Annotated in this window: 24 protein-coding genes and 1 tRNA gene; 13 read left to right on the forward strand and 12 right to left on the reverse strand. The window is 52.3% G+C overall.

Annotation, left to right across the window (positions count from 1 at the left end):
- Nucleotides 1-65: 65 nt before the first annotated feature.
- The 3 genes from JIN87_RS01800 to JIN87_RS01810 all read right to left on the reverse strand — a co-directional run bounded on the left by JIN87_RS01800 (nucleotide 66) and on the right by JIN87_RS01810 (nucleotide 3,411).
- The gene (locus JIN87_RS01800; protein WP_200353797.1) at nucleotides 66-1,064 is read right to left on the reverse strand and encodes a Gfo/Idh/MocA family protein; all 999 of its coding nucleotides are present in this window, start codon (nucleotides 1,062-1,064) and stop codon (nucleotides 66-68) included.
- Nucleotides 1,061-2,620: a sugar porter family MFS transporter gene (locus JIN87_RS01805; protein ID WP_200353798.1), complete on the reverse strand. Its 1,560-nt coding sequence runs from the start codon at nucleotides 2,618-2,620 to the stop codon at nucleotides 1,061-1,063. Before JIN87_RS01805 ends, JIN87_RS01800 begins: the two co-directional genes overlap by 4 nt.
- An 86-nt stretch (nucleotides 2,621-2,706) precedes the next feature.
- Entirely contained in the window at nucleotides 2,707-3,411 is a 705-nt protein-coding gene (locus JIN87_RS01810) for a phytanoyl-CoA dioxygenase family protein (RefSeq protein ID WP_200353799.1), read from the reverse strand.
- 147 nt (nucleotides 3,412-3,558) lie between these two features.
- Here JIN87_RS01810 and JIN87_RS01815 point away from each other — a divergent pair, with 147 nt between their 5' ends.
- A complete protein-coding gene (locus tag JIN87_RS01815; protein WP_200353800.1) occupies nucleotides 3,559-4,536 on the forward strand; it encodes an aldo/keto reductase in 978 nt (325 codons plus the stop codon).
- Between the two features lie 161 nt (nucleotides 4,537-4,697).
- Complete coding sequence (locus JIN87_RS01820) at nucleotides 4,698-5,618, forward strand: hypothetical protein (protein WP_200353801.1); 921 nt, start codon at nucleotides 4,698-4,700, stop codon at nucleotides 5,616-5,618.
- Nucleotides 5,619-5,624: 6 nt separating this feature from the next.
- Here JIN87_RS01820 and sigJ read toward each other — a convergent pair whose 3' ends face one another.
- From sigJ to JIN87_RS01835, 3 genes are all read right to left on the reverse strand, one after another.
- The gene (gene sigJ / locus JIN87_RS01825; RefSeq protein WP_200353802.1) at nucleotides 5,625-6,518 is read right to left on the reverse strand and encodes an RNA polymerase sigma factor SigJ; all 894 of its coding nucleotides are present in this window, start codon (nucleotides 6,516-6,518) and stop codon (nucleotides 5,625-5,627) included.
- A 3-nt stretch (nucleotides 6,519-6,521) separates the two neighbouring features.
- Nucleotides 6,522-7,055: a hypothetical protein gene (locus JIN87_RS01830; protein WP_200353803.1), complete on the reverse strand. Its 534-nt coding sequence runs from the start codon at nucleotides 7,053-7,055 to the stop codon at nucleotides 6,522-6,524.
- Nucleotides 7,056-7,189: 134 nt separating this feature from the next.
- Nucleotides 7,190-8,113: a bile acid:sodium symporter family protein gene (locus tag JIN87_RS01835; protein WP_200353804.1), complete on the reverse strand. Its 924-nt coding sequence runs from the start codon at nucleotides 8,111-8,113 to the stop codon at nucleotides 7,190-7,192.
- A 252-nt stretch (nucleotides 8,114-8,365) separates the two neighbouring features.
- On the opposite strand from JIN87_RS01835, the gene JIN87_RS01840 reads away from it, so the two are divergent.
- Nucleotides 8,366-8,983, forward strand: coding sequence for a VPDSG-CTERM sorting domain-containing protein (locus JIN87_RS01840; RefSeq protein WP_200353805.1), 618 nt, complete (start codon nucleotides 8,366-8,368; stop codon nucleotides 8,981-8,983).
- Nucleotides 8,984-9,066: 83 nt separating this feature from the next.
- Here the strand turns inward: JIN87_RS01840 and JIN87_RS01845 are convergent, their stop codons facing one another.
- A complete protein-coding gene (locus JIN87_RS01845; protein ID WP_200353806.1) occupies nucleotides 9,067-9,525 on the reverse strand; it encodes a DUF5069 domain-containing protein in 459 nt (152 codons plus the stop codon).
- A gap of 261 nt (nucleotides 9,526-9,786) precedes the next feature.
- Between JIN87_RS01845 and JIN87_RS01850 the strand changes: the two genes are divergently transcribed.
- Nucleotides 9,787-11,193 (forward strand): sugar porter family MFS transporter, encoded by a 1,407-nt coding sequence (locus JIN87_RS01850; RefSeq protein WP_200353807.1) that lies wholly within the window; start codon nucleotides 9,787-9,789, stop codon nucleotides 11,191-11,193.
- 53 nt (nucleotides 11,194-11,246) lie between these two features.
- Here the strand turns inward: JIN87_RS01850 and JIN87_RS01855 are convergent, their stop codons facing one another.
- The 3 genes from JIN87_RS01855 to JIN87_RS01865 all read right to left on the reverse strand — a co-directional run bounded on the left by JIN87_RS01855 (nucleotide 11,247) and on the right by JIN87_RS01865 (nucleotide 15,812).
- A complete protein-coding gene (locus JIN87_RS01855) occupies nucleotides 11,247-13,727 on the reverse strand; it encodes a glycoside hydrolase family 9 protein (protein WP_200353808.1) in 2,481 nt (826 codons plus the stop codon).
- Between the two features lie 128 nt (nucleotides 13,728-13,855).
- Nucleotides 13,856-15,589: an ABC transporter ATP-binding protein gene (locus JIN87_RS01860; RefSeq protein ID WP_200353809.1), complete on the reverse strand. Its 1,734-nt coding sequence runs from the start codon at nucleotides 15,587-15,589 to the stop codon at nucleotides 13,856-13,858.
- 146 nt (nucleotides 15,590-15,735) lie between these two features.
- Nucleotides 15,736-15,812 (reverse strand) — tRNA-Ile (locus JIN87_RS01865).
- A 109-nt stretch (nucleotides 15,813-15,921) separates the two neighbouring features.
- On the opposite strand from JIN87_RS01865, the gene JIN87_RS01870 reads away from it, so the two are divergent.
- The 9 genes from JIN87_RS01870 (at nucleotide 15,922) to JIN87_RS01910 (ending at nucleotide 22,611) form a co-directional block, all read left to right on the forward strand.
- On the forward strand, nucleotides 15,922-17,007 hold the full coding sequence (locus tag JIN87_RS01870; RefSeq protein ID WP_200353810.1) for a tyrosine-type recombinase/integrase: 1,086 nt from the start codon (nucleotides 15,922-15,924) through the stop codon (nucleotides 17,005-17,007).
- Nucleotides 17,008-17,125: 118 nt separating this feature from the next.
- The gene (locus tag JIN87_RS01875) at nucleotides 17,126-17,980 is read left to right on the forward strand and encodes a hypothetical protein (protein ID WP_200353811.1); all 855 of its coding nucleotides are present in this window, start codon (nucleotides 17,126-17,128) and stop codon (nucleotides 17,978-17,980) included.
- Nucleotides 17,981-18,027: 47 nt separating this feature from the next.
- Nucleotides 18,028-18,246 carry a helix-turn-helix domain-containing protein gene (locus tag JIN87_RS01880; RefSeq protein ID WP_200353812.1) on the forward strand — a complete coding sequence of 73 codons (219 nt, stop codon included), beginning with the start codon at nucleotides 18,028-18,030 and terminating at the stop codon, nucleotides 18,244-18,246.
- The gene (locus tag JIN87_RS01885) at nucleotides 18,243-19,100 is read left to right on the forward strand and encodes a rolling circle replication-associated protein (RefSeq protein WP_200353813.1); all 858 of its coding nucleotides are present in this window, start codon (nucleotides 18,243-18,245) and stop codon (nucleotides 19,098-19,100) included. The genes JIN87_RS01880 and JIN87_RS01885 overlap by 4 nt, the downstream gene beginning before the upstream one ends.
- On the forward strand, nucleotides 19,097-19,426 hold the full coding sequence (locus tag JIN87_RS01890) for a hypothetical protein (RefSeq protein ID WP_200353814.1): 330 nt from the start codon (nucleotides 19,097-19,099) through the stop codon (nucleotides 19,424-19,426). The genes JIN87_RS01885 and JIN87_RS01890 overlap by 4 nt, the downstream gene beginning before the upstream one ends.
- 302 nt (nucleotides 19,427-19,728) lie before the next feature.
- On the forward strand, nucleotides 19,729-20,415 hold the full coding sequence (locus JIN87_RS01895) for a DUF4145 domain-containing protein (protein ID WP_200353815.1): 687 nt from the start codon (nucleotides 19,729-19,731) through the stop codon (nucleotides 20,413-20,415).
- Between the two features lie 56 nt (nucleotides 20,416-20,471).
- A complete protein-coding gene (locus JIN87_RS01900; protein ID WP_200353816.1) occupies nucleotides 20,472-21,548 on the forward strand; it encodes a YaaC family protein in 1,077 nt (358 codons plus the stop codon).
- A 70-nt stretch (nucleotides 21,549-21,618) separates the two neighbouring features.
- Nucleotides 21,619-22,035 carry a hypothetical protein gene (locus JIN87_RS01905; RefSeq protein WP_200353817.1) on the forward strand — a complete coding sequence of 139 codons (417 nt, stop codon included), beginning with the start codon at nucleotides 21,619-21,621 and terminating at the stop codon, nucleotides 22,033-22,035.
- Between the two features lie 72 nt (nucleotides 22,036-22,107).
- On the forward strand, nucleotides 22,108-22,611 hold the full coding sequence (locus tag JIN87_RS01910) for a GIY-YIG nuclease family protein (protein ID WP_200353818.1): 504 nt from the start codon (nucleotides 22,108-22,110) through the stop codon (nucleotides 22,609-22,611).
- A 255-nt stretch (nucleotides 22,612-22,866) separates the two neighbouring features.
- Here JIN87_RS01910 and JIN87_RS01915 read toward each other — a convergent pair whose 3' ends face one another.
- Both JIN87_RS01915 and JIN87_RS01920 read right to left on the reverse strand, forming a co-directional pair.
- Complete coding sequence (locus JIN87_RS01915; protein WP_200353819.1) at nucleotides 22,867-23,331, reverse strand: hypothetical protein; 465 nt, start codon at nucleotides 23,329-23,331, stop codon at nucleotides 22,867-22,869.
- 690 nt (nucleotides 23,332-24,021) lie between these two features.
- Complete coding sequence (locus tag JIN87_RS01920; protein ID WP_200353820.1) at nucleotides 24,022-24,690, reverse strand: hypothetical protein; 669 nt, start codon at nucleotides 24,688-24,690, stop codon at nucleotides 24,022-24,024.
- Between the last annotated feature and the right edge of the window lie 116 nt (nucleotides 24,691-24,806).

Here is a 24,806-nt window from a genome sequence, read left to right on the forward strand (position 1 = left end):
GTATCTAAATGATACACGATCCCGTTTCCGACCTGGAGCGGTGGTTCTTGCGTTCTGGTCGCGGGCTAAAGCGCCGCGCTACAGGGTTGCAGGCTTCCTGCCATTTTTCGTAGCTGCTCGATTTGGAGTTGGAACGCCATGCTGGTCGAGTGGGGGACGATCTTGGAGGTTTTCTTTCCTTCGAGTATGTCTTGGCTGACTGCTTCGACTTCGTAGTGGAAGCCTAAGCTTTCACGTTTGTCGTCGAACTCATCGACGAGGGTGTCGAGCTCGTAGAGAAGGCAGCGGTTGGCTCTCCATGTATCCGGAATCGCGATATATCCGTCTTCGCCGATTATGTAGGTCCAGTTTTGCAGCTTGCACCGGAATGAGGAGGCAAGGTTTGCGTAGCGGTCTCCCGGGTAGGTGAAAAGGGTTGTGGTGTCGTCCTCCACGCCGTTGGGGGCGAGATGGGATTGTTGGTCGACGTTTATGGGGTCTTCGCCGAAGAACAAGCGGGCGAGGGCGATGGGGTAGATGCCCATCTCGAGCAAGGTGCCGCCTCCAAGCGTCGCGTTGTATTCTCGTTTGTCTGGAGAGTAGGGAAGTTGTGGATACCCGAAGTCGCTTTTTACGTGAAGGAGTTTTCCGATGCGGCCTGTGTCGACCCATTGCTTCGCTTTCTGCACAGCGGGTAGGAAGTAGGTCCACATGCCTTCCATGAGATAGGAGTCGGTTTGTGCGGCGATAGCGGTGAGCTGTTCAAGCTCCGAGGGGGAGGTGGTTATTGGTTTTTCGCAAAGCACTGCCTTGCCGGCTCTCATTGCTTCTGTGGCTTGCTCTAAGTGAAGAGAGTGTGGCGTGGCGATGTAGACGGCGTCTACGCTAGGATCTTGGAAGAGGGCATTGTAGCTGTCGTATGCGTGCGTTGCTCCGTATCTTTGAGCGAAGGCGTCCGCCTTGTCTCCGTCTCGAGCGGCGACCGCTTGCAAGCTGGCGTTGGTGGTGAATGGGATGTCTTGGGCGAAGGAATTCGCGATGCGACCCAGTCCGATTATTCCCCAGCGGATGTGTTGTTTGTTCATGGGCGTGCGAGGTCGTGTTCGAGTGATTCGAGGGATTTGCCTTTGGTTTCGGGCAGGAGCGCGGCGACTAGGAATAGGAAGAATAGGGCGAAGCTGCCGTAGATGAGGAAGGTGGTCGCGGTGCCGAGGGTGTTGAGCTCCCAGGGGAAGACGAGTTGCACGACGTAGCTTACGGCGCTGTTCACGAGTCCGACGAAAGAGATTGCGATGCCGCGGATGCGGTTCGGGAACATTTCTGAAAAGAGAACCCACATGACCGGTCCAAGTGAGATGGCGAAGGAGGCGACGAATCCTAGGATGCCGACGAGCACGAGAGTCGCGTTGATCTCGATGGCTGCTTGAATGAGGGCGCTTTCGTTTTGGGTGAGCTGTTCTGGACCGATGGCGTTTGAAATGGCTTCTTTGAAGCTAAGGTCACTGTCGAAGGTCTGGCCGATTAAGGGGCTTAAAGCATGAGGAGGAATGCTCTCTGAGAGAGCGGTCGCGTCTTCCTCGGTGAGTTGGTAAGTCGCTTCCGAGAATCCCCAGCTAGTGAGTAACATGCTTATGAATACGCCCGCTAGTCCGCCTAGAAGCAGGGGGCGTCGACCGAACCGATCGATACAGGCCATGGAGACGAGGGTGAAGATGACGTTTATAATTCCTACCCAGATGGCTTGGGTGAATGCGGCGTTGGTTCCGACTCCGCTTTGCTCGAAAATGGTGGGTGCGTAGAAGTAGATGGCGTTGACGCCGGTGATTTGCTGAGCGATGCCGACGATGACTCCTAGGAGGATGGCGAAACGAACTTTAGGGGAAAAGAGCTCGATGACGCGTTTGAGAAGAGGCTCCTCTGTTTGAGGGAGGGTATCTCGGATTTCCGTTACTTCAGCATCTACGGTATCAGACTCGTGGAGACGGGTTAGCACTTTGCGAGCCTCTTCCTCTCGACCTTTTAAAAGTAGCCAACGTGGCGTTTCGGGGAGCGCGAGGAGAAGGAGGAACCAGGCGAGAGCGGGAAGCGTTTCGAAGCCGAGCATCCAACGCCAGGGGTTGTCGCTTAGTCCGAGTTGGGTGACCCATTGCAGATCTTGCTGGCTTAGGTTTTGGATGAGAGAGTTGACGAAATAGGCGGCGGATAGGCCGACTACGATGTTTAGTTGGTTTATGGATACGAGCCGCCCTCTTAGTTTGGCTGGCGATACTTCCGCTATGTAGATGGGTGCGATCATTAAGGACCCGAAGGCGAGTCCTCCGATAAAGCGTGCAGCGCTGAGGGTTGTGAAGCTGACTGCTAGCGCGGAAGCGATTGCCGAGAGGGTGTAGAGGAAAGCGATGATGACGAGGGTGCGTTTGCGCCCGATCTTGTCGCTGAGCGGTCCGGCGCAGAGCGCGGAGATGACGGCCCCGAGGGTGGGGGCGCTGACGACGAAGCCGGTTTGCCAATCGTTGAGTCCGAACTCTTGGCGGACGTAGCCTACGACGCCCGATATGACGGAGGCGTCGAAGCCAAAGACGAAGCCTCCGAGGGAGACGATTGAGGCGATGAGAACGGTGTGACGGGTTTGGGGGGACATGGGGGGAGGAGGCTTAAAGTTGACTCCTAGTGTTACGAAAAGGGGGCTTGGAGCTGTGAGTGTGCGGCGGTCTGGGCCGGACCGCCCTACCGTTGCTCGATGATGGATTGGGTGGAGAACTGGTAGCGCATGTTGCGGTAGACGCAGATGTCTGTGACGTCGGCTTCGACTTCGGCGGGGCCGGCCCGGTAGTTGGTCGAAACGCGGTGTCCGCCGGTGACCGGCAGGACTCGGTGCCAGGTGTGTCCGTGGAGGAGGACTAGGGTGCCTTTCTTGGGGCGGAGTTCGATTTGTCCTTCGAGGTCGTCGTCTGGGTTTCCGGCGGGGAGGACGGTGTTTCGGTGGGTGCCTGGGACGACCATGACTTGGCCGCCGATTTCCGGGACGATGTCGCGGGTGTAGATGAGGCGGTTCAGGTTGAATCGGGAATTGTCTTCTGGGGGGCAGTCCTGGTGCCATGCTTGGCCTTTGGTGCCTTTTGCGGAGAACATGACCATGCTGTAGAGGTTGTTCCAGTTGCGTCCGAGAATCGCGTCGGTGAGAGCGGAAAGCAGTGGGACTTGGTCGATTTCATCGAAGTCGGCTGGACCTCCGTCACGTTGCGGGAACCAGGGTACGATTTCGCACTTGGAGACTTGGGTGAACTCGTCGGTGAGGATGGAGGGATCCGACTGGGAAAAGTGGTCCATGATGTGCCCATGCAGGCGATCCATCAAGTCGGTGGAGAAGGCGTTTTCGATGACGAGGTAGCCGTTTTTCCAGAATTCTTCGGTGGCAGCTTCTATGTTCATAAGGGGTGTCTTGTTGAACTGATTGAGTGTTTTCGCTTCCCGCGAGTGAATCAAAGGTCGCCGCGATGCACAGTATGGGCAAGTAAAAATGCACAAAGATGCACGAAAAGTGTCGCCAAATTTGTGTTATCCTTAATTTTGGGAGGCATGAAGAGAAAAATCGCTGGATTGGATTTGGAGTGCAGCGCGCTTGGTTTTGGGGCCTGGGCGATTGGCGGACCCTTTTGGCAAGACCAGCAACCGTTGGGCTGGGGTGAAGTCGACGATGCGGAATCGGAGGCGGCGTTGCGGGAGGCGATCGCGGGAGGAGTCGACTTCATCGACACCGCTGACCTTTACGGGGCTGGGCACAGCGAAAAGGTGATCGGCCGAGTGCTTGCGGACACGCGGGAGGACATTGTGGTGTCGACTAAGTGCGGCTTCTGTTTCGACGAGGCGACGAAGCAGGTAACGGGTTCTAGCTCTGCTCCTGAGTATATTCGGGCGGCCTGTCAGGCTTCTTTGAAGAGGTTGGGTTTGGATAGGATCGACCTCTATTTCTTGCATGTTCCCGAGTTGGAGGGTGCGGAGAGGGTGGATGCGTTTGCCGCTTTGGGTTCGTTGGTGGACGAGGGATTGATTCGCTCCTTTGGCTGGAGCACGGACAGTGTCGAGATGGCCAGTTGGGCGTCCGAGCTTGAGGGCTGTGTGGCCATTCAGTACGAGCGAAACGTTTTGCGGGCGAATCCGGAGATGGACGCGCTTTGTGAGAGCATGGGGCTGGCCGGCGTGAATCGTTCCCCTCTGGCGATGGGGATGTTGAGTCGAAAGTCGATCGAAGGGCGTACGCTTAGCGAGTCGGACATCAGGTCGAAGGCGCCGGAATGGTTGAGCTATTTCGAGAACGGGAGGCCGAAGCCGGAGTTTTTGAGCAAGCTGCTGGCGGTTCGCGAAATCTTGTGCTCCGAGGGGCGAACCGAGTCGCAGGGGGCTTTGGCCTGGCTTTGGGCGACGAGCGAGGCGTCGATTCCTATACCGGGAATTAGGACCGTGGAGCAGGCCCAGTCCGCGTCTGAGGCGATGCGACTCGGTCCTTTAAGTCCTTCCCAGGTCGAGGAGATTCGATCGATTCTAAAAACCTCATAGAAGCGCACAAGTATGCACAAAAACGCCATTCATAGTGGGTGACCGCCGAGGGGCGCGAGCTAGCGATGATTCTTTAAGTTGCGGTGCTTAGATGGGATGCCTAGGGGAGTGGAGTAAATAGGGGCATGCGCTCCGATTGTCATTTTCGAAATCCTACATACATGAACTCCCGGTCTTTATCTCGTTTCAGTCTATATTTTAGTCTGTTGCTGCTGTCTGCTTGGGTGGTTTTGCCAGAAGCGGACGCTCGTCGAAATGCTCGTGTATTGGTGGACGCCCGCTCGACGGAAGCGTTTAACCAGCTCAAGGCTCAGTATCCGGACGGTTTGACCTATAATCTGATGGAGGGGAAGTTTTTTGGCGGTGAGATCCGTGACAAGAGTTTGGAGACGATGCCGTTTAAGAAGGTAGCTTTCGAAATCGCGACTCGTTTGGAAAAGCAGGGGATGTTTGTATCGGGCGATGTGAATACGGCCGACATGCTCGTCGTTATCAGCTGGGGGACGACGGACTCTCCGGTTGATTGGTCCGAGCTGTTTGGGCAAACCGATTTAGGTGGAGGGACGACCGATGACTTTAGCGGAGACTCTGGTGGAGGCGAAGATGGGTTTGGCGATTCGGGCGGAAACTATGGGTCGTTTGATTCTATAGACGCTGGGTACTCGGACTCGTTTATGGTGGATGACGGAACGACTCGTAGCCAGAATTTCAGTACGGCGAAACTGCTTGGGATCGATCGGGCTTTGAACTCGAGATCAACGAGTAGCTCAGAGTATTACGAGTTGGAGTCCTTACTTCAACGCGAACGCTATTTCATCGTGGTGCAAGCGTTTGATTTTCAGAAGCTGAAAGGGGAAAAGAAGATCTCTATTCTTTGGTCGACTCGATTCAGTATGGATTCGACAGGGGCGAATTTTAGAGATGCTTACCTTTCTCTCTCCCGTGCGGCGGCGCCTTACTTTGGCGAGCACATGGATGACTTGGCGAAGGAGAAGGTGAACATGGGCGCTGGCGAAGCGACTGTGGGCGAACTCGAAGTGATCGGAATTCTCGACGAGGACGAGGTTGAGGAAGAAAAGTAGTTGTCCTTAGCCTAGTTGCTTTAGGAGGTGACGTAGCTTTTCGGGGTTCCGTTGCTGGTAGATCGTCGCTATTTTCTGGTTTTGTATTGTGATGAACAATACGGTTTCTAGTTGATTGCCGTTGTAGATGAGGGCTGTTGGTTGCCCGTTTATTTGCTTTAGCTGCACTTCGTAGCGCAGCCCGGTTTTTTTCGCTTTTCGGGAGAGTCCGAGGAATAGGCGGGTGATGATCTCGCTTGAGTGTAGCGGGCGTCTTGCTGCTTTGGCGAGTTTTCCACCGTCGGAGTACAAGGTGGCGTCTTGTGCCAGCAAACTTTCCAGCGTTTGAGCATCTCTTGCTTCGGCGGCGGCTAGAAAGGCTGTCAGGAGCTGCTGATGCGATTCTGGTTCGACGGGGCGTTTTGCTTTTTCTGCACGGAGAGCTCGACGGGCTCTCGATGCGAGTTGGCGGCAGTTGGCTTCTTCTTTTTTGAGGATGTCTGCTATTTGTGGGAACGAGTAGTCGAAGACGTCGTGAAGGATGAAGGCTGCTCGTTCTGTCGGGCTCAGTCTCTCCATGGCATGCAATAGCGCATATGTAATGGAATCTTCGATACTCGCCTGGTCGGCTGGGGAGTGTTCGTCAGTTAGAAGTGGTTCGGGGAGCCATGGCCCGACATAGGTTTCTCTCTGATGTTGAGCGGATTTTAAGCGATCGAGGGAAATGCGGCTGGCGGCAGTTCTTAGCCAGGCGAGGGGTTCGCGAATCTCGGCTTGTTGTTCTGGAGTTAGTTTGTGCCAGCGGAGGAGGCTTTCTTGGGCGATGTCCTCGGCGTCAGCCCAAGACCCGAGCATGCGATAGCCGAGTCGCTCGAGGTCTCGGCGGTAGTGGGCGGTGGGGTCTTGGGCTGGAGGAAGCATTTTTTAAACGTCGATGGAAATGAGCGAGCAAGCTGTGTGGTAGCCCATGCTCCGTTTTACGATGGGGAAAACTTGTGCCGCTGCAATGACGAGACCGAGTTCGATCATGGTGGCTTTTCCGTGTTCCCATTTGAGCTCGGTTCTTAGTTCCTCGCACGTTTCCGATTCTTCGAGGCATGCTTTGGTGAACGCCTGGACGCGGAGGAGGTGAGGAGGGAGTTGTCCTTGGTCGAGAACGATTGCGGCGATCAGTTCGTCTTCGAAGCCGGCTTGCTGCGCGACTCGAACCGCAAGTTGGAGGCAAGGGCCGCAATCCGCGTGTCGGTATGCGGTGAGTTTCGCGGTCATGTACACGTCGAGGGGCGCGTGCGCACGGTGGCTCGCCATAGGGACGAAGTGATTGAAGACTTCAAGGGCTTCGGGCGCTTCGTCCAGCATGACTTTCATGTAGGAGGCGTCGTAGTCGTAAGCCTTTTCGAACGCTTCGATATTTTGCAGTGCTTGGGCGCGATTGTCGGGAGCTGTGTTTGTGTTCATCAACTCCCTTGACGAGATGGGGCGATGAACTGTGACAGGTCGGGCTCGTTTTTTGGGAAAGTTCTCAGCTAAAGCTATGTGACGACTGCCACTGATGTTGCTGATGAGTGGCGACTTGGAACCTGCAATGCTTGCTACTTCTTGAGTCGCCAGAGGCCGGCGAGAGCGGAGCCGATGACTGAGTGCATGACGGCTGAGATGGCGCACGGGACTGCGGTGAGGGGGTTGGCGGCGAAGTGCTTGGTGGCAAGAGCGGTCGCCAATCCGGAGTTTTGCATGCCGACTTCGATCGATATCGTGCGGCGAATGAGTTTGTCGTAGCCGAGGATTTTGGCGAAGAAATAGCCCGAGGCGAAGGCGGCGCTGTGGAGCAGGATGACGGCTCCTAGAAGCTGCAAGCCCGATTCGAGCACTGCGTCTGCTCTCGCACCGAGGATAGCCGCGCAGATGAGAGCGATGACGATTACTGAAACAAGGGGGCCTACGGGAAGAACCGCTTTTACTAGCTTCGGGAAAAGGTGGTGTAGAGCTACGCCAATCGCTACGGGAGCGAGCACGATTTTAATCATGCTGAGAAAGAGTCCGGCTGCATCGACCGGAACGTATTGGCCAGCCAAATACGAGGTTAGTAGGGGCGTAGCTGCAATGGCGACGGCGGTCGAGCACATGGTCATGAGGACGGAGAGGGCGACGTTGGCTCGAGCGATGAAGACGACGACGTTTGACGCGGTGCCTCCTGGGCAACAAGCGACGAGGATGAGTCCGACGGCGAAGTCGGTTGGCAGTTGTAGGGCTTTGCCGATCGCCCAACCCCAGAAAGGCATGAGGACGAACTGGGCGGCGACTCCGGCGGCGACCGCCTTGGGCATGGTCGCAACGCGTTTGAAGTCGTCGATGCTGAGGGTGATGCCCATGCCAAGCATGATGATGGAGAGTCCCCAGATGATGTGGGGGCGTTGAAACCAGGCGATCCAGGTGGGGTCGATGAGGGCCCAAATGCAGGCGGCGGCGACCCAGATGGGGAAGAGGTTGGCGAGGAGATTGAGGGCTCTGGACATTTGTGAGGCGGGAGTTGCGTTGGCGGCAAGTAGGGGAAGCTTGCGACTGTCTTGAATCGATGCTCTGGGGCAAGGCTAATGAGGCTGGGGGCTTTGCCTGTTGCTCGTAGAGGGAAGCGCTCATGGCTCCAGCTTAGTAGCATAGAAAAACGCTGGCCTGTTCGGGATTCGGCGAGAATCGCTTAAGCGAGGTCGTTCGCTTGGCGTTAATCAGAGGAGCGAGACGTTTCGCGTCTCGAACTTGGAAGCAGTATGAATTTCTGGAAAGCACTCTCTATTTTCGCATGCGGGCTCGGCCTAACGGTATCTGCCAGTGCCTTATCCTTCACTGATGTCGATGTGGACGGAAAGGAAGGGGAGCCTGATTGGCAGTACATGGCTAATTGGAATTCCAGCTCAGGCGTGAAGAGTTGGGATAAGACTTTTGATCTGCTGGGAGCTGGGTTCGACCCTGAGATGATGAAAGTCATCAGCGCCACGGTTTCCTTCGCTTTCTCCGATGACTACTGGAAAAAGAGCGATCCTCTCGATAAGAAGAACAAGGACTTGGAGAAGGTGCGGATCCTTGTTGGAGGTGAGACCTTGTGGGATGACTTGGAAGTCGATGGCTATCATTCATCTACTCCTCTGACTTTCGATTGGTACAGCAAGAGTCTGAGCTCTAATATCATCTCTCAACTGCAGGACGGGATTGTAGACTATTCGGTAGAGGCGAGATACGGGGATTTCTATCTCAAAGAGGCGTCGCTGACGATCGAAGCGGAACGTATGAGTGTTCCGGATACCGGCGCGACGATTGCGATGTTGGGACTCGGTGTCGCATCGCTTGTCATCCTCCGTCGCCAGATGGTGAAAGGCGAAGCCGCCTAGAAGACTTTCGGTTTGTTATCTTAAATCCAGAAAAGCCGCGATCGTTTGATCGCGGCTTTTTTGTGAGATTGATGTGTATCTGGCTAGATGCGTTCTTCTTCTATATCGTAGACGTCGAACCAGACGTACACGATTTTACCCGATGGAATGAATTGTGGGATGTAGCCTTCTAGGAACTCCTGTAGTTCGATCGGCATGTCGGTTGGCCGAGTGGATCGCATCTTGTTGTTCCAGGCGATGACTTCCCGCCTTTCCTTCACTTGTGAGTTTTCGTTTATCCAAGCCCCGACTGCTTCGTCGTCGGCGCCGGTAGCCACGAATTCCTTGAAGTCGTCGCCCTTGATGCCGGTGAAGCTGAAGAAGGTATTATCAAGCGGGCAATCGAAATGGTATTCGCCGTTTGTTCCAGCAAGTACGGCTCGACATTTGTCGAGGGCTCGAGCGGCGACGACGTAACCGCCGAGCGTTTCGCGCGGGCTGCGCGGATACTCTTGGGAGAGGTCTTTTGCGAGGGAGGTGAGGGTGTTTGACGCTGTGCTCATGCTCCCTTCTACGAAGAGTGCTGCCGAATGATTGTAGTGGCTTCCGTTTCCCGAACTCTGAGCTCAACCGCATTGACGGAAAAATTTGGAGGTTTTAAAAATGAAAATGAATTTCAGATTTAAATTGATATTTACGGAGAAAGTTCCTTGATTCGCGATTACCCCGATGTCCGTTGTCTCGAACTTTATTCCCCGTAAGAGCGATTTTTTGCGAGGGTAGCGAAGTGTGGAGGTCTTGGAAGTGGGGCGAGGATTTGAACTATGAGTATTGCTGAAGCGAAACACGAAGGATCGAACGTCTATCTTTGGTTTATCTGCCTTGTTGCTGGGGCGGGCGGGATCCTGTTTGGGTATGATGTGGTTGTGGTTTCCGGTACTACGTCGCAGGTGTCTGAGCTGTATGATTTTTCTCCGGGCCAGTTAGGCTTTTTCGTGAGCAGCGTGTTGGTGGGATGTGGTGTCGGATCGTTTTGTTCGGGTTTCATTGCAGACCGGTTTGGGCGCAAGTCGCTGATCGTCTTAGCCTCGGTGTTGATCTTCGTATCCGCTTTGTGGAGCGGTTTTGCTAATGGCGCGACGCAATTGATCATTGCTCGACTTATTGGAGGCATGGGGATCGGTGCGGCGACGATGGTGTGTCCGCTTTACATATCGGAGGTTGCGCCTGAAGAGCACCGAGGGCGTTTGGTTACGCTGTATCAGTTTACAATTACGATCGGGATCGTGATTTGCGTGTTCGTGAATTATGGGATTTTCAACTACGCGGAGGCGAATCAGGGTAACGAGTCCCTCTCTGAAACTTGGAAGTGGTTTGCCGTCGAGAACAGCTGGCGAGCGATGTTCACTGCTGAAGCTTTGCCAGGTTTGGTGTTTCTCGCTTGTACTGCGTTTTTGCCGGAGACTCCTCGCTGGTTGACCAAGAAGGGGCGGGACGCGGAAGCGTTGAAGGTGTTGGAGCGAATCAATGGAGAGGAGAGAGCGTCTGTTGTGGAAGCCGAAATCCAGGCGGCGGTGAAAGATGAAACTGATGTTAAGCTGGGAGATCTCTTTACTGCTAAGTTGAGTCGGCCGCTCTTGCTTTCGGTGATCATTTGTTTCTTTGCGGAGGCTTGCGGCATCGCGGCAGTTATGTACTACGGGCCTGACATCTTTGAGGCGGCAGGATTCAGTCTTGGCGGGGCCTTGGGGGGATTTGGCACAATCGCAGTCGTGAACATGCTGGCCACGATTGCGGCTCTCAGGTTTATGGATACGCTGGGGCGAAAGAAGCTATTGTTGATCGGCTCTGTAGGTGCATTGATCTCCCATTTGATCATTGGTGTCCTGTTTTTGAATGATGCAGTGGGCATTCCGGTAGTGGTCGCGATTAACGCGTTTGTGGCGTTCTTTGCGGCAGCGATTGGCCCGGTGAAATTCGTGTTTATTTCAGAGGTATTTCCTAATCGGATACGCGGTCAGGCAATTTCAGTGGCGAGCCTGTCTATTTGGTTGACGAGCGCTGCGGTCGCTCAGCTGTTTCCGGTGATGCGAGCGAGCATGGATGCCGGATACATCTTCTTCATATTCGCCTTTGTTCTCTTGGTGTCATTGCCGATCATCCGGAAAATGATGCCTGAGACGAAGGGCAAGACGATTGAGGAGCTGGAGCTGACGTTTGTGAGGCATTAGGTTTGGGACGGCGTGTGTTGTCCTGCGTCGCGGACGCGGGCTAAAGCACAGCGCTACGGTTGGTTGAGAAGGTGGTCCGCAGCTTGGGCGAGGAACAGGTAGTCGGTTGTGCCACCGCCTAGAACGTATTCGGTTTGTTGCCACAAGAAGGGCCAAGTGAGGAGCTCTGGGTAGTCGGGGCGAATTAAGGCAGTTCCAGAAGCGCTTCCTCCGGGGATGTAAGACCAGTCGCCTCTATTAAGTCCGTAGGCGACGATCACTGACTCAGAGCCGACTCCTGATACGAAGGAGGCGGTGTTTGAGCCGGGGTGACAGCCGAGTACGAAGTTCAGGGCGTTTAGCATGAGGTCTTTTGAGAAGAGATCGGGGTAGGTTGTATGGAGGTAGTATTGTTTAGCCCCGAAGCTTTGGATGCCCCATCCTGCACCCCAGATGCCAGGCTCATAGGGAACGCCGTAGGGAGTCTTCGCTTCCGCTTCGGTGATCGTTTTTGCGTGCTTTTCAGCTGCGGAGCGAAAGCTTTGGCGAAACTCTGGATCGTCGATTTTTTCGAGGATCCGACATGCTTGCCATCCGTATCGGCTGAATTCACTGGTGATCGCTTCGCTATTTTCTGTGAGGAAGCTGGCGTATTTGCGCTCCTGGGTGAGGAGAAGCAGTTCGATCGCGAGCGGGATTTTGACGCTTGGGTTGTCGGTTTCGATTTCCTCCCACAGTCTGATAGAGAAGTCTCGGCATTCTTGAGCGAGATCTGGATTGTGCTCGGCTAGAGCACGAGCGGCGGCTGCTAGTCCGCTAGCTCCTATGATTTCGTGGCGAGCGGAATTGCGAGTTGTGAAGACCCAGCGGTCGTCGGGAGATCCAGTGATGCCTTGGCCGATTTCTGGTATCCGGGAATCGGATATGGAGGAGTCGAAGGGACTATTGTCGGTCATGTTGGCGGTGTCGCCGAGCATAACGTATTGTCTGAGAGTCGGGTTTATGATGCCGCGATAGAGGACGCCTAGTTCGCGGTACCCTGCAGCCACGGAGAGGGCTCCGTGCTCGATTTGTTGAAGGATGTCGGCTTTCCCGTCGGGGTGGTGAACTTCAACGGTCAGGGTTTCTTGGTCGATGGTCGTGTTGTCGTACAGCTCGCCGAAGGCTTCGTAGGTTTGTACGAGTCCGACTAGAGTGCCTGCTTGGGATTCGATTCGCAGGTCATCGTCGCCCGCGTCATGCCATCCCCCGCGGTTTAGTCCGGGAACGTTGTCTCCTGGTTGGTAGCTTGTTCGCGTATCTGATCCTTGGATATAGCCGTCGAAGTGGTTGTGGTCGAGCGGGGCCATTCGGGCGTCATCTAGATGGCAAGCTCCGTGCCAGACGCGGTACCGGTCGTTGACGCGTATGTGGCACATTTGGGCGGGCAGAAAGTACTCGAGGGTGGGCTGCCAGACGTGCCGGGTGAAGACGTCAGCTGCGATACGGAAAGGGCGGCTTCGTTGCTCGCCGTACGTAACGATGTAGGTGCCCGGTTCTTTTACTTGGGTGAAGTCGAGGCGAAGGTAGTCAAAGCGAAGGAAGTGTCCCCAGTCCTCGATACTTGTGTTCTCTACGGGGTTAAGGGTGCCATTCGTTTGCAGGCGGTTGAGGGTGAGCTTCGGGCGGTTGGCGTCGTTCTTGTCGAGTTCGATGACCGCGAATTTTTGTTGGCTTGGATGGTAGCCGACTTGAGATACTTGGATGACTGGTTCGGATATCCAATTTTCGATTACGTTTGGGGTGATCTTCCATTGTAGCGCTTTTTTTTTCGCTCCTTTTTCGAGGGTCGCTCGCACGATAAACCAGCCGTTGTCGTGAAGCCCACGTCCGTCGACGAGTTCGAGTTCACTGCCGAGCTTGCGTTCGATGATGAGTCGTTGCTGGTCCGACTCAGGGGCGATGGAAAGGGCGTTTCCTTGGGCAAGGGCTTCTATCTGGTAGGTGCCGTTCTCATCGTAGCGTCCGGGACCATTGGCTTGTCTTGGAAAGAGTCCGGAGTGGTTGCCTTCCATGATGAAGGATTTTCCGAATAGGAACCCTGGGAAGAGCTCCAGCATGAATGAGACTTTGCCATCCCATGCGGCGGGGAGCTTCTCATCAAGATCGACGGTTACCAAAAAGGCCGCTTCTTCGTCTGGCTGGATGGTGAGAGTGTAGCTGAATTCGAGATCTGGATACTCGATCGGGTTGAATCCTTTCCTGTTTTTGGAGTCGTCGGGGAACTTGAAGCGGCATGAGATTGCGCCTGATTGGGGGTCGACTTTGCGTTCGCCTATCTTGGCGGGAATGGGATCCCATTGACCGGGGGTGCGATTGAGGCGGAGGTCGCCATTGGTGGCTACGCGCAGTCCGTTCTGGATAATGCTGACGCCTCCTTGGTGGCCTTCGGGATAGTAGTCATGGGCGAGCATGACGTTGAGGCCGGGCATCTCGAGGTACTCGAGTTCGTTGAGTTGAAGCTGGGCACTGAGAGGGATGCCAAAGAGCGCGGGAAGAAGCCTGAGGATTTTCATGGGAAAGGGGTGTTTCCCAGAAGGTAGGGCGAAATGGAGCGAACGCTAGCGGTATCGCCAATTACTAGCGCTCTCACGAATGAGTGAGGGTTGACGCCAATGCTCGGCGCGGCGACCTACAGTTGAAGTTACCCTTGCGCTTGAAGGAGTTCCTGGAATTTGCTGCCAGAGATGGCGGAGAGTTCGTCGTAGGTCCCGGTTTCAACGATTCGACCCCGCTCGACGACTACGATGCGATCGGCGCTGCGAATGGTGCTAAGGCGGTGGGCGATGGTTATGGTGGTGCGCCCGGCCGAGAGTGTTTCAAGGGCCTTTTGGACGAGGCGTTCGCTTTCGTTGTCGAGGGCGCTTGTCGCTTCGTCGAGGACGAGAATTGCGGGATCGCGCAGGATGGCGCGGGCGATGGCAACGCGCTGGCGTTGACCTCCAGAGAGGCTGGCTCCTCGTTCGCCGACTCGGGTCTGCAGGCCTTCGGGGAGTTGGGAGATGAACTCCCATGCGTTTGCTTTTTTGGCCGCTTCGATTGCGTCTGCTTCGGAGGCTTCTGGGCGTCCGAAACGGATGTTGTCGAGGATCGTTCCGGAGAGCAGGATGCTGTCTTGCATGACGATGGCGCACTGCTGGCGGAGGTGGCGCATATCGATGCTCGCTTGAGCGGTACCGTCGATGAGGATCTCGCCTCTGGTGGGCGCGTAGAGGCCGAGGAGGAGGTTTACGAGGGTGCTTTTTCCGGAACCGCTTGGACCGACGAAGGCGACGCTTTCTCCTTTTGAGATGGTGAGATTTATATGCGAGAGGGTGGGGGGGCCGTCTTCTTGGTAGCTGAACGAGACGTCTTGGAACTTGACCTGGCCTTTGATTTTTTCGGGGCGTTCCTCGCCTTGCCATTGCTCGACGTAGTCCGAGTCGATGAGCTCTTTGATGCTGTTGTAGCTTTCGGCTGCCAGTAGGTACTGGATGTTGAATTGCGCGAAGAGGTTTATGGGGGTAAGGATAACCGGGAGGGCGCCCACGAGCGCGATCAAGGCGCCGAGGCTCATGTTGCCTTTGATAACGAGATAGGCGCCGAAGCAGACTGCGAGAATGTTAATCGCGGAGTGCATGCTGAAGACGACGACGTTCATCCCTTGGTTGACCATCATTTGCCCCTGGCGTGAGTTTGAGTAGGCGTCGCTCGCATGGTCCAGCACATCCTGAGCTTGCGGTTCTTGTCCGTATCCGCGAACCAACTTCAATGCGGATATGTACTCGCTGGCTTTGCCGGTGAGGCGTTCGCGAGCGAGGCGGACTTCCCTGTTCGTGCGTTCGATCTTGCGAGCGAATCTGAAGCGGATGAAAGCGAAGATGGGGATCGTTGCCGCGACGAACGCGGCATTCCAGGGGTTGATCCAGATCAGCGCGGCGATGAGGGCTACTGAGCGTACCACTTCCGGTATGATGGAAGTGAGAATGGGGATGATGGCTCCTTCGATGTTTTGGGTGTCGAAGGCGTACTTGCTGAGCAGTCTTCCGGTTTGGGTGCGATCAAGAAATCCGAAGTGCATGAACTGTAGCTTCCGAAAGATGCGGGACCGCAGACGCACCATGATGAGCTGCACTTTTTCGGAGAGAATCCGTAGTGCAAAGACCATGACGCCGTAGTGGACGGCTATGAGCGCGGCACCGTATCCACAATACAGTAGCATTTCGACCATGTCTCGATTTGGTATTGAATGGTCGACGATGTACTGGGTGATGAGGGGGAATGGGACAGTCGAAAGTACGCTGACGGTGCGCCAGAAGTGGAACCAGCCGAGCGGCTTTTGCTGGGCCAATAGAAATCCGGAGAGCGCGGGGGCTTTGAGTGGGTCGCTGTTTTTCATCGAGGAGTGGGGAGAGCCGAAAGACGTCTCTCCGTGAAAGAGGGAGACAAAGGCGAATTGGCCAGGAGTCGAGAAAACCGAATTCGCCACGAGAGGGCGATCATCTTGTTCGGAGTTCCTTCTAGGAACAGCCGAATCCCGGAAATTGGTAGGCCCGCTCGGACTCGAACCGAGGACCAATGGATTATGAGTCCACTGCTCTAACCAACTGAGCTACAGGCCCAAATCACTGAGAGATAATGACTTAGGTCTTAAGTTTTCTGCTTAAATACCGATCATTGTAACCCGGATTTGTAACCCGGAATTCTCAACTTTCGAAAACACCCTGCGAAATGAAAAAAGTCGCCGAATGCCTGTACCTAAACGAATCGTCTGGAACCTACTTCGCTCTCGTGAAAAGAGGCGGGAAGCAAATTAGGCGTTCACTGAAAACACAAGACCGAAAATTAGCGGAAAGACGACTCAAGAAGTTTCGAGCAAATGCAGGTAAGCTGACGACCAAGGTTGAGGACCGGAAGATGCTTTTTGAGGAGCTGGCTATGCGTTGGCTGAAGATCACAAACGCTCCTCTAAAGCCCTCCACGGCCTTACGTTACGAGCGGTGTGTAGCGAGACTCGAAGAGGTTTTTAGGGGGCTTGGGGTTGCGAAGGTCAATAGGATGGATTGCGAGCGTTGGGCGACGGTTCGGAGCAAATCGGTAGGGGCCAGATCGTTTAACTACGAGTTGCAGGTGTTGAAGCGGATTTTCGATTATGCGATCGATATCGGTATCGTTTTGTCGAATCCCGCTGAATCGCTCAAACCGATCAAGCAGCGGAAGAAAGCGATAGTCGTTCCGAGTATGACCGAGTTCGAGACTCTCGTTTCTACCCTCGAACAGATGGCAAAGAAGGATAAGCGTGTTCGACCGGCGATTAGCCTCGTTCGTTTGCTCGCGTTTTCGGGAATGCGGGTCGGTGAAGCGACTCGTATCGTTTGGGGTGAAATCGATTTTGAACGGGAATTGTTCACCGTTTCCGGCGGCGATATCGGAACTAAGAACGGCGAGAGCCGTGTCGTTCCGCTTTTCCCGGTTATGCGCGGTTTTCTGGAAGAAATGATCGAAACGGGAGCGGTCGTCGGTTCGGTATCGAAACGTAGCGGCGGACCGATTGCCGTTCCGAAACCGACTTCTCGAATTATTCGGATCGATTCGGCGAAAAAGGCCCTCGCTACCGCTTGCCGAAAAGCGGGTTTGCCGAAATTCGGTCACCATTGCATGCGGCACTTTTTTGTGAGCAATGCGATAGAAAAGAGCATCGACTTCAAAGTAATCGCCGAATGGGTCGGTCATAACGATGGCGGCAAGCTCGTATCCGAAACCTACGGACATTTGCGAAATTCTCACTCCCGGGAAATGGCCCGGTTGATGGTGTGACCGGTTGCCGGTTCTTTCGACCGAAAAACCGGTGGAAAACGATATATGCCCCTTCTGAACCGACTGAGAACGACAAATTTGACCGATGAAAAACCGAACGCCCGCAATCGATAGACCGATGCCTTTACCGAGGTCCGAATGGGATTTTACCGACATTTCGGACGATGCCGTAAGTGCCGCTTTCTTTTGGGAGTATGCGAGACAGTCTGAGCCAACGAAAGAGCGGTTTGCGGTGCTGCTTGAATCTGAGCCGGCGAATTGGATTACGAAGCCGATCCCTAGCGAGCTCAAGGCACGTTGTGAGGAGATTCGGTCTTTACCGTATTTTAGTGCTCTGCAGTTCGTTACTCATTTTTCAGAGAGTTTCCCAAGGTTTGGGGTTAGATCCGTCGATGCCTTTGGAGAAGAACATTTCTTAAGCGGCCTAAAGGGAGAGTTTGAGCCGGTAGTTAGCTTGCATAAGTTATCAAAGGGACAGTCGCCAACGATTGAATGGGACGAAGCAAAGGAAGCTTTCGGTTGTGTCGGTGAGGATGGTCTACGCTACCATGCAGATGAGTGCGAGAGTGCTCAGCACTACCTGCTTAAGGTTCCTACTAGTCTCAATGCAGCAGCTGTTGTTTCGCAGATTATTGAGCAGCTGAAGGTTCACTGGCCGAAGGAGTTGGAATCGTCGTTTAGTAAATCGAGTCTTTTGAAAGGTATAGGTGGAGAGCCTCTTGGATACAACAAAAGGTATGCGTTGGAATGGCTTGGAGTATTGAGGCGGTTTGAGGCAAGCGGGGGAAGTTGGGAGCGATATCTGAATTTGTACCCGGAAGGTGGTGACAAAGATTCTGTTAAAAGAAAACTGCGTGAGCAACGGAATAAGGCGAGGGAGGTTCTGAAGTGGTTTGATGCTGGGTGTCGTGGTGGGATGGTTTTGTCCAATGGGGGGCGGAGGATGAAGTGGGCGGAGGAAGTGCTCGGTTAGCTCTTCCTCCCTTCCGAGATTTGCGATTTGCCCCTATTCTCTGGGGCATGTCCACAAGAGATAATAACAGTCAACGCGAGGTTCGCCTCGCATACACAAGAACAGAAGCCGCTCGGGCGTTGGGTGTAACCCCGATCACTATTGATCGTCTCGCCAAGAGAGGACTGCTCAAACCATCACGAGCGACCCGCCGACCTTTGTATTCGGTTCGCGAGATCGAGCGTTTTCTCGCTGAAACCAGTGACAATGGAGGGAGTTTCCTGTGAGTCCGGCGGTTTCTCTATTCGACGAGAAGGACGCCCGGGTTGAGGTTGAGATCACAGACGATAGATCGAATGCTCAGGCAATTGGAGAGCTTTCTCCATACGTTCCTCGTTCTTGGTTCTGCCCCGTTGGTATTCGTAAGGTGCTGGCTGATCTAGAGCCTCGTCTGCCCGACGTAGGGGGATGCTTATTCCTTACCTTTACTGTCGATCCCAAGCTCTTCAGCGAGCCGGAAGCGGCGTTTGACAAGGCACGCGATAAGTTGAGGCGAATCTTCCATAAGCTCCGCCGCGGTGTGAAGTGGGAGGGTAAGCAGTACAAGGTGGATAAACCATACTGTGTTAAGCTCGAGTTCCACGAGAACGGTTGGCCTCACTTCCACAGCATCTTCCTAAGCAAGCGATTCTTGCCTGGTGGTCTCCTAAACAAGCTTTGGAACTACGGGAGGACAAACGTGGCACGCATCTCGAATGAGGACTTTCGGTACCTTCTTAAGTACGTGACGAAGTCCGGAGAGATTCCTGAGTGGGTGAGGGGCCGAGAGAGAATTCGAATATTTCAGGCTTCCCGGGGGTTCTACCGAAAGCGAACGAAGCCACCCTCTGCGAAGAAGAAAAACGCTAAGGGTGGCTCCGATAGAAAAACAAAAACGACCATCGGGGAACGGCTGAAAATTTGGGAAAAGACGGCCGTCCTCAAGGATCAGCTAAAACGCTACAAGCAAATAAAACTCAATCAACCCTATTCAGAAATGGCGGGCAAGGAAGCCCTCTCCGCTGCCAAAGAAGGCAGGTATCTAGGAAATGCCCGTTTCTGTATCAACAATCCAAAACAATTAGAAAATTACATATTATGAATACTCACCAAATAATCGAAAATGATGGTCTCTATCTTAGGGGGACGGTAATCGGCTCAAAAGCACGAGCCTTCAAAAGCAAAGACGATGGTCGCGTTAGCGTGATGATCTCGCACGACATCGCATATGATGGGGAGTTGCTCTCTTGGACGCAGTATGTCGACCCATCCGAAGTCGAAGGACTGAAGTTGGAGGGCTTGGAGGTTCTCGAGTTTCCGAGTCACGAGAAGTTCAAGCCTATCACGCTCAAGATACTTCGCTCAAAGGTGTATCAGAATCGTTTAAGCGTTACATCAGCAGAAGTCATGGAATCCGAGGCTGCTTAGTCTGTGGTACTTCGGGCGGTTCGTAAGGCCGGGGCGGTTCGCCGCTCCGGCCCTTTCCTTGTTTATATGGTCAATAACTGTCCATTGGGAGAAGTGTTTACCCGTGGGGTATATACACGTGTATACGTAAAGAAACTACAAATTGTTCTTGGATATTCTCATCTCTTCCCATTTGGCGTTATATGCGACTAATGAAGTTCGGTTTTTAGGTATTGTCGCTAGGTTCTAGCTTGAGAATGCACCCTTTTCGGATGGTATCGGACTAATCACTGAATCACTCGTTCGAAGAAGAAAACAAAGCAATGAAGATACTCCTCCCAAACGGTAGCGAAACACATGAGCGAATAGAGATGGGCTTAGGACCCGACACATGCCCTGTATGCCACCATGCTGGAAAAATGGAGGAAATTACCGATGGCTACATGTGCTGCGGAGAGTATTCTCGCCGACCAGAGATTTTGCAGTTCGTCTATCGATGTCCGCGCAACTCATGCGGCTCATTATTTATCACCGAGTACAAAAAAGAGATAGGGTTAAGCGCGCCGTACACGGTCAGAGGATCATATCCTTTTAAAGAAAAGAGATACCCCGTTCCAGAAGAGATATCTGACATCTCGAGTTCTTTCGAAGAGCTGTATTCTCAAGCGTTACAAGCTGAAGAACTAGGCCTAGAGGACATACACGGTATGGGACTCCGCAAAGCCTTAGAGTTTCTGATCAAGGATTACTGCATACATCTTTCACCGAGCGACGAAGAAAAGATAAAGAAAGAATTTCTTGGGAACGTTATAGCCAGCAGAGTGACCGACCCTAACGTTAAAGCCTGCGCCGAAAGAGCAGCATGGCTTGGTAACGATGAAACTCACTACGAAAGACGTTGGACGAGTCACGACTCGTCAGACCTTAAGAGATTAGTTTCTCTGACCATAAACTGGATACAAAGCGATGTTGTCACCAAGCGATATCTTAACGAAATGGAAAAGAAGTGACTCGAACAGACGTTTCAGGCAGCGAGCGCAAGTACTCGACGTTATCAAAAAAATAGATGGCTAAATCACCAGACCTAGGAAAGCCAGCGCGCCTGAACTATGCGAAGGTAGAATTTCGGCATATTCAAACGAAGGCAGATGAGAGAAAGATGCTTACAGCCGATCCGTGGTCATATTTGCATTCTTACTTGAGAGACAAGGCAGAAGCTAGCAGAGGCACTAACAGGCAGTGTTTCACAAGAGCGAATTACTACGCCAATCTAGCGGAGGATTTTTACAAGGCTGCGTCGGGTGCCTCACTACCAACGAAAGGAACGCTTTCCTACTATGGTATGCTAAACTTGGTGAAAGCGTTTGTTTCTGTTCGAGGTGTTGAGTTGGAAACAACGCAGGAACACCACGGATTGTCACTGCCACACGGAGAACAACATAAAGTCAGTATCCAACACCGACCAAAGTCAGGGAAGAGCATCTTTTACGAGTTCGCTCGAGAGCTTGGCTCTCCTACAACGAGAACATCCACCATCGGAGTTATCGATGCCTGCCTGAACATTCCAGAGCTTCATTCGATTTGCCACGAACTTGGATTTGCTGGAAGTCAGAAGCAACGGTTCATACCCGTGGAAATCGATGTGCGTACGAGTGATGACCACAAGTGGCTATTCACGCTCTTGTCTTACCGCAAAGAAGACGAGAAACGGACCCCCATTCACAGAATTCTAAAAGGGAACAGAAAAGATTACTTTTTGGATCCAGTCTCAGAAAACGGACGCGTTTACCACAGAAGCAAAAAAAGAAAAAAACTATCTAGCGAGAACTGGAACCGAGTCTATTGCAACATACTGAAAGAGTACCATTCCTTCAGCATCTCTTCGTTGCTGACCCCCTCTGGATACAAATACTACTTGAACTTGAGAGATGCTGATTTTCATCATCTAGCGTACTCACTCATAGCTATGTTCTATGCCGGAACTGTTGCTAGGTATAGGCCTTCGGAAGTCGAAGTTATCATGAAAGGAACCCAAAGGGCAATTTTGACCGAAGCAATTGCACTTCTCCCAAGTCAGTTCCTGTACCAACTAACGTCGTTAATAACAGAGAGAATATGTGTGATACCGTATTCAAAAATATAGGTGAGAGCAAGGCTCTTCAGGCAACGAGCGCAAGCACTCACCGCCTGAGCTAGTCGTTGCTAAATGAAGAATGTTCACTAAACGCAAAATCAGACTACTTGAAGAAAAAGCGCTCGAGCATAAATCGTGGCTTGATAGCATGGCGGCGGAAACCGAGGAAATAAAACTCACCCAGTATGCTGAAATACTAAGAATAAAAAATTCAAAGAATCTGAACTGGGACAATCTGTTTCAAGATGAAGAATCGAGGGAGATCTTCTTTCAACTCCTTCTTCATCGACAGTTCATTGGTTATCACGCTGAAGAATTGCGGAGATGTACATTCGACATATTGAAGCTGAAAGGTAAGGCACCTAACGCTCTAGACAAAAGGCAATACAGCGAAGCTATTGAACATGGAGTAGCAGATCAATCGATGCGCATCTTGAGGGACCAGTTGATGAAGGAACTAAAAGACGATCTATTTCGCTTTGAGAATGAGTACTAAAGCTAAAAATGCACAGCAGACAACGTCGGCAAGCCCCGCTGCTTAAGCTCGGCGTTGGGCAAAATACAACAAATGATCTACGAAATCAAAGGAGTCTGTCGGCATTGTGCCACGGAAGTTAGCGTTCTAATTCACAACGGCAACATCGTAGGTGAGTGCCCAGATTGTAAGGACGATCCTTTCTCCGTATCCCAAGTGTCTGGAGTCGTTTACGTTGTTTCGAATCCAAACCAACGTGGCGTCAAAATCGGCATTACCACAAAATCAGTTGAACAGAGAATCAAGCAACTGAACTCTACAGGAGTGGCCGGTAGGTTTGTGCCTATTGCCATTTTTCCAAGTGACAATTTAAAGAAGCATGAAAAGAAGATTCATGAGAAATTGGCCAGGTGCAGAATCGAGAAAGAGCATTTCGACATAGAGCCTGTCGACGCAGTTCTCAAGTGCTATAGAACCTTAAACAAAAGCATCATCCCGATTTTTTACGACGAAGACATTCAGGAGACCTTTCATCTGAAGTTGGAGCAGGCTCGAATCGAAATGGAGCTGAGGCTAAAAGGAAAAAAACTGAAATAGGTCAGTGAGGTGTGTCAGGCGGCAATGGCTAGCGTTAGAGTGGCCGTTCGAAGAAAATAATATGAAGTGCAAGTTTTGCAGCGAAGAGAAGCATCGTGATAGAGATGCGCATGTCATCCCAAAGAAGCTTCCATCGTGTTTCCAAAACTGAGAAGGTGCGAAACGAATCGCCCAAGATCGTTAAAGGAAAATGCACTCAAAAGAGCGTCATGAAATATGGGTCAAACTTTGCTTTTTAATATGGTGGTTTGAACTCTAGCTCTCTCCTATCCCGTCGATCTCCACTTCAATGTTTGCGATCTTTATCGAATTGGATCGTGTTTTCAGAAGGTCAAAAACGACCTCCTTCACTCTTTCGCAAAATTTCGATTCGAATTCGCTTGAGTACAAGACTTTGGACGCAATCTCGTAGGCTTCTTCCGATTCGTGCAGAACGCCCATTCCTGTGTAGAAGCAAACCGTATCTCCATCTTTGCTGCAGGTTGTGTAGTCGTCGCCAGTTACATTAAACTCAGAGAGGGGTAGGCCGTAGCTGAATAATTTTTCTGTGACCAAAGCGCAAATTGGGGCCAACAAATCTCGATCGAATTCGGCGCTGACTTTTTTGCTTCCTTCGGTGGTTAGCGATCCCACCAAATTTAACGCATCACTTTCTGGAAGACCGCTAATGGTGATGTTGAATTCTGGACCTATGGATGCAGCGAAGGAGTTTTCTGACATATCTTTGAGTTGGTGTGAAGTGCGAAACAACACACGAGATTCCTGAAGTATCCTCAAGAGCATTTCACCCTTTGGATTAAGTTTTTGGGACTTTTGATCATAGCAGTGGAATGGATATCCACTTTTGAAGCTGTTTTCGGCAAAATAGGTGGTTTAAAGCCTATGGAATTGGTGCAAACCATCTCGAAAAGTGGCCCCGAAAGGATTGCTTTTGTGATAGTGCCCAAAAAGTGGATACGAATCGGTTTTTGTAACCCTGAAATGTAACCCGGCCAAAAAAAATGGGACTATTTGAGCATTTTCAGGACAAAAACTTTTTGCTCGAAAAGTGGGTGTTCTCGACTGAAGATCGCTCCAGATAACTAAAGATCAAGGTGTTGATTTTCAGTGGTTTACCTTATGAGTCCACTGCTCTAACCAACTGAGCTACAGGCCCGCCTAGTCATGTTGTCGTTTTGCACATAAGTTGGCACTAAGTGCAAGCTCATGTGCAATTTTCGCGAGTGCAAACTTATGTGCAAACAACAACTGGTGATGGTGAGTAAGCTGGATGGCGATAAATCTAGCTACTGCAAGCCAAGAGTTGTGATTGATTCGTTTCTAGCCCTTGTTCTTGTCCTGAGGGAAGTCGGCGTGGAAACGCGTCAAATATTCGAGATAGGAAGGCCACTTTTCACCGGGGGTAGAGTGCTAGGTGCTGTTCTGTAGAGTGCTCACTAGCTCATTTGTCCATTCGCCTCTGAATATCCCTGGTTTTTTTAAGAAATGGATCATGTTTCGCTTGTTCGTTGGCATGCCTTGTTCGCGACACCATTTAGCAGCTTCGCGTATTTCCGCTTCGATTCCCGCTTTTGATACTCGGCATCGGGCATCCCTGTAGTGGAGGTGTTTCGAGCTGAACTCTTTCGCGATTTCCGGGAATCTGTTTCTGACGGCCCCGTGGGATTGTTTCAGATCGTTTTTGCAGAACGACCTGAATGACATTCGAGAATAAACTCTGCTCGAAAGGGCTTTGGTGAGAAGTTCTTCCGTTCTTTCGTGGTTTAGCTCAGTTTTGCTCCTCCTTTTCGCGGGTTGGTTTGCTACTTCGAATGGAAGAGTCGTCTGTCCGCTTGATCCGATTTCTAAATGTCGTTGGGTGAGGAATTCGATTGGCTTCACGTTGAAGCGATAGAGCACGTTAAGAAACTCGTCGATTTTTGGCAGTGTGCTGTCGCGCAGCCAGGAACGGATACATGATGTCGATACTCCGAGACTCTGGCTTTGCTCTCGTCCACTGTTCAGGTTGAAGAATCTGAAATGAGCGTATAACGCCTTGCCGAAGCAGAAAGTCGCTGTGTCTCCGGTGTAGGCTAGCATTTCTCCTACGGACCTCGTTGCCGATACATAGTATTTTCTGTTGTTGAAGCTCCTATGGGAACGTTCGTACTGACCGAGTGTTTCGGGTGGATGCTCGCAATACTTGTTGAGTTTGG

The organism is Pelagicoccus mobilis, from assembly GCF_016595505.1.
Taxonomy (GTDB): Bacteria; Verrucomicrobiota; Verrucomicrobiia; order Opitutales; family Opitutaceae; genus Pelagicoccus; species Pelagicoccus mobilis.

Bases quoted from the DNA above. Each gene is read 5' to 3' on its own strand.
- JIN87_RS01800 (WP_200353797.1), bottom strand. From the start codon at position 1,064: ATGAACAAACAACACATCCGCTGGGGAATAATCGGACTGGGTCGCATC.
- JIN87_RS01805 (WP_200353798.1), bottom strand. From the start codon at position 2,620: ATGTCCCCCCAAACCCGTCACACCGTTCTCATCGCCTCAATCGTCTCC.
- JIN87_RS01810 (WP_200353799.1), bottom strand. From the start codon at position 3,411: ATGAACATAGAAGCTGCCACCGAAGAATTCTGGAAAAACGGCTACCTC.
- JIN87_RS01815 (WP_200353800.1), top strand. From the start codon at position 3,559: ATGAAGAGAAAAATCGCTGGATTGGATTTGGAGTGCAGCGCGCTTGGT.
- JIN87_RS01820 (WP_200353801.1), top strand. From the start codon at position 4,698: ATGAACTCCCGGTCTTTATCTCGTTTCAGTCTATATTTTAGTCTGTTG.
- sigJ (WP_200353802.1), bottom strand. From the start codon at position 6,518: ATGCTTCCTCCAGCCCAAGACCCCACCGCCCACTACCGCCGAGACCTC.
- JIN87_RS01830 (WP_200353803.1), bottom strand. From the start codon at position 7,055: ATGAACACAAACACAGCTCCCGACAATCGCGCCCAAGCACTGCAAAAT.
- JIN87_RS01835 (WP_200353804.1), bottom strand. From the start codon at position 8,113: ATGTCCAGAGCCCTCAATCTCCTCGCCAACCTCTTCCCCATCTGGGTC.
- JIN87_RS01840 (WP_200353805.1), top strand. From the start codon at position 8,366: ATGAATTTCTGGAAAGCACTCTCTATTTTCGCATGCGGGCTCGGCCTA.
- JIN87_RS01845 (WP_200353806.1), bottom strand. From the start codon at position 9,525: ATGAGCACAGCGTCAAACACCCTCACCTCCCTCGCAAAAGACCTCTCC.
- JIN87_RS01850 (WP_200353807.1), top strand. From the start codon at position 9,787: ATGAGTATTGCTGAAGCGAAACACGAAGGATCGAACGTCTATCTTTGG.
- JIN87_RS01855 (WP_200353808.1), bottom strand. From the start codon at position 13,727: ATGAAAATCCTCAGGCTTCTTCCCGCGCTCTTTGGCATCCCTCTCAGT.
- JIN87_RS01860 (WP_200353809.1), bottom strand. From the start codon at position 15,589: ATGAAAAACAGCGACCCACTCAAAGCCCCCGCGCTCTCCGGATTTCTA.
- JIN87_RS01870 (WP_200353810.1), top strand. From the start codon at position 15,922: ATGAAAAAAGTCGCCGAATGCCTGTACCTAAACGAATCGTCTGGAACC.
- JIN87_RS01875 (WP_200353811.1), top strand. From the start codon at position 17,126: ATGCCTTTACCGAGGTCCGAATGGGATTTTACCGACATTTCGGACGAT.
- JIN87_RS01880 (WP_200353812.1), top strand. From the start codon at position 18,028: ATGTCCACAAGAGATAATAACAGTCAACGCGAGGTTCGCCTCGCATAC.
- JIN87_RS01890 (WP_200353814.1), top strand. From the start codon at position 19,097: ATGAATACTCACCAAATAATCGAAAATGATGGTCTCTATCTTAGGGGG.
- JIN87_RS01895 (WP_200353815.1), top strand. From the start codon at position 19,729: ATGAAGATACTCCTCCCAAACGGTAGCGAAACACATGAGCGAATAGAG.
- JIN87_RS01900 (WP_200353816.1), top strand. From the start codon at position 20,472: ATGGCTAAATCACCAGACCTAGGAAAGCCAGCGCGCCTGAACTATGCG.
- JIN87_RS01905 (WP_200353817.1), top strand. From the start codon at position 21,619: ATGTTCACTAAACGCAAAATCAGACTACTTGAAGAAAAAGCGCTCGAG.
- JIN87_RS01910 (WP_200353818.1), top strand. From the start codon at position 22,108: ATGATCTACGAAATCAAAGGAGTCTGTCGGCATTGTGCCACGGAAGTT.
- JIN87_RS01915 (WP_200353819.1), bottom strand. From the start codon at position 23,331: ATGTCAGAAAACTCCTTCGCTGCATCCATAGGTCCAGAATTCAACATC.
- JIN87_RS01920 (WP_200353820.1), bottom strand. From the start codon at position 24,690: ATGCTAGCCTACACCGGAGACACAGCGACTTTCTGCTTCGGCAAGGCG.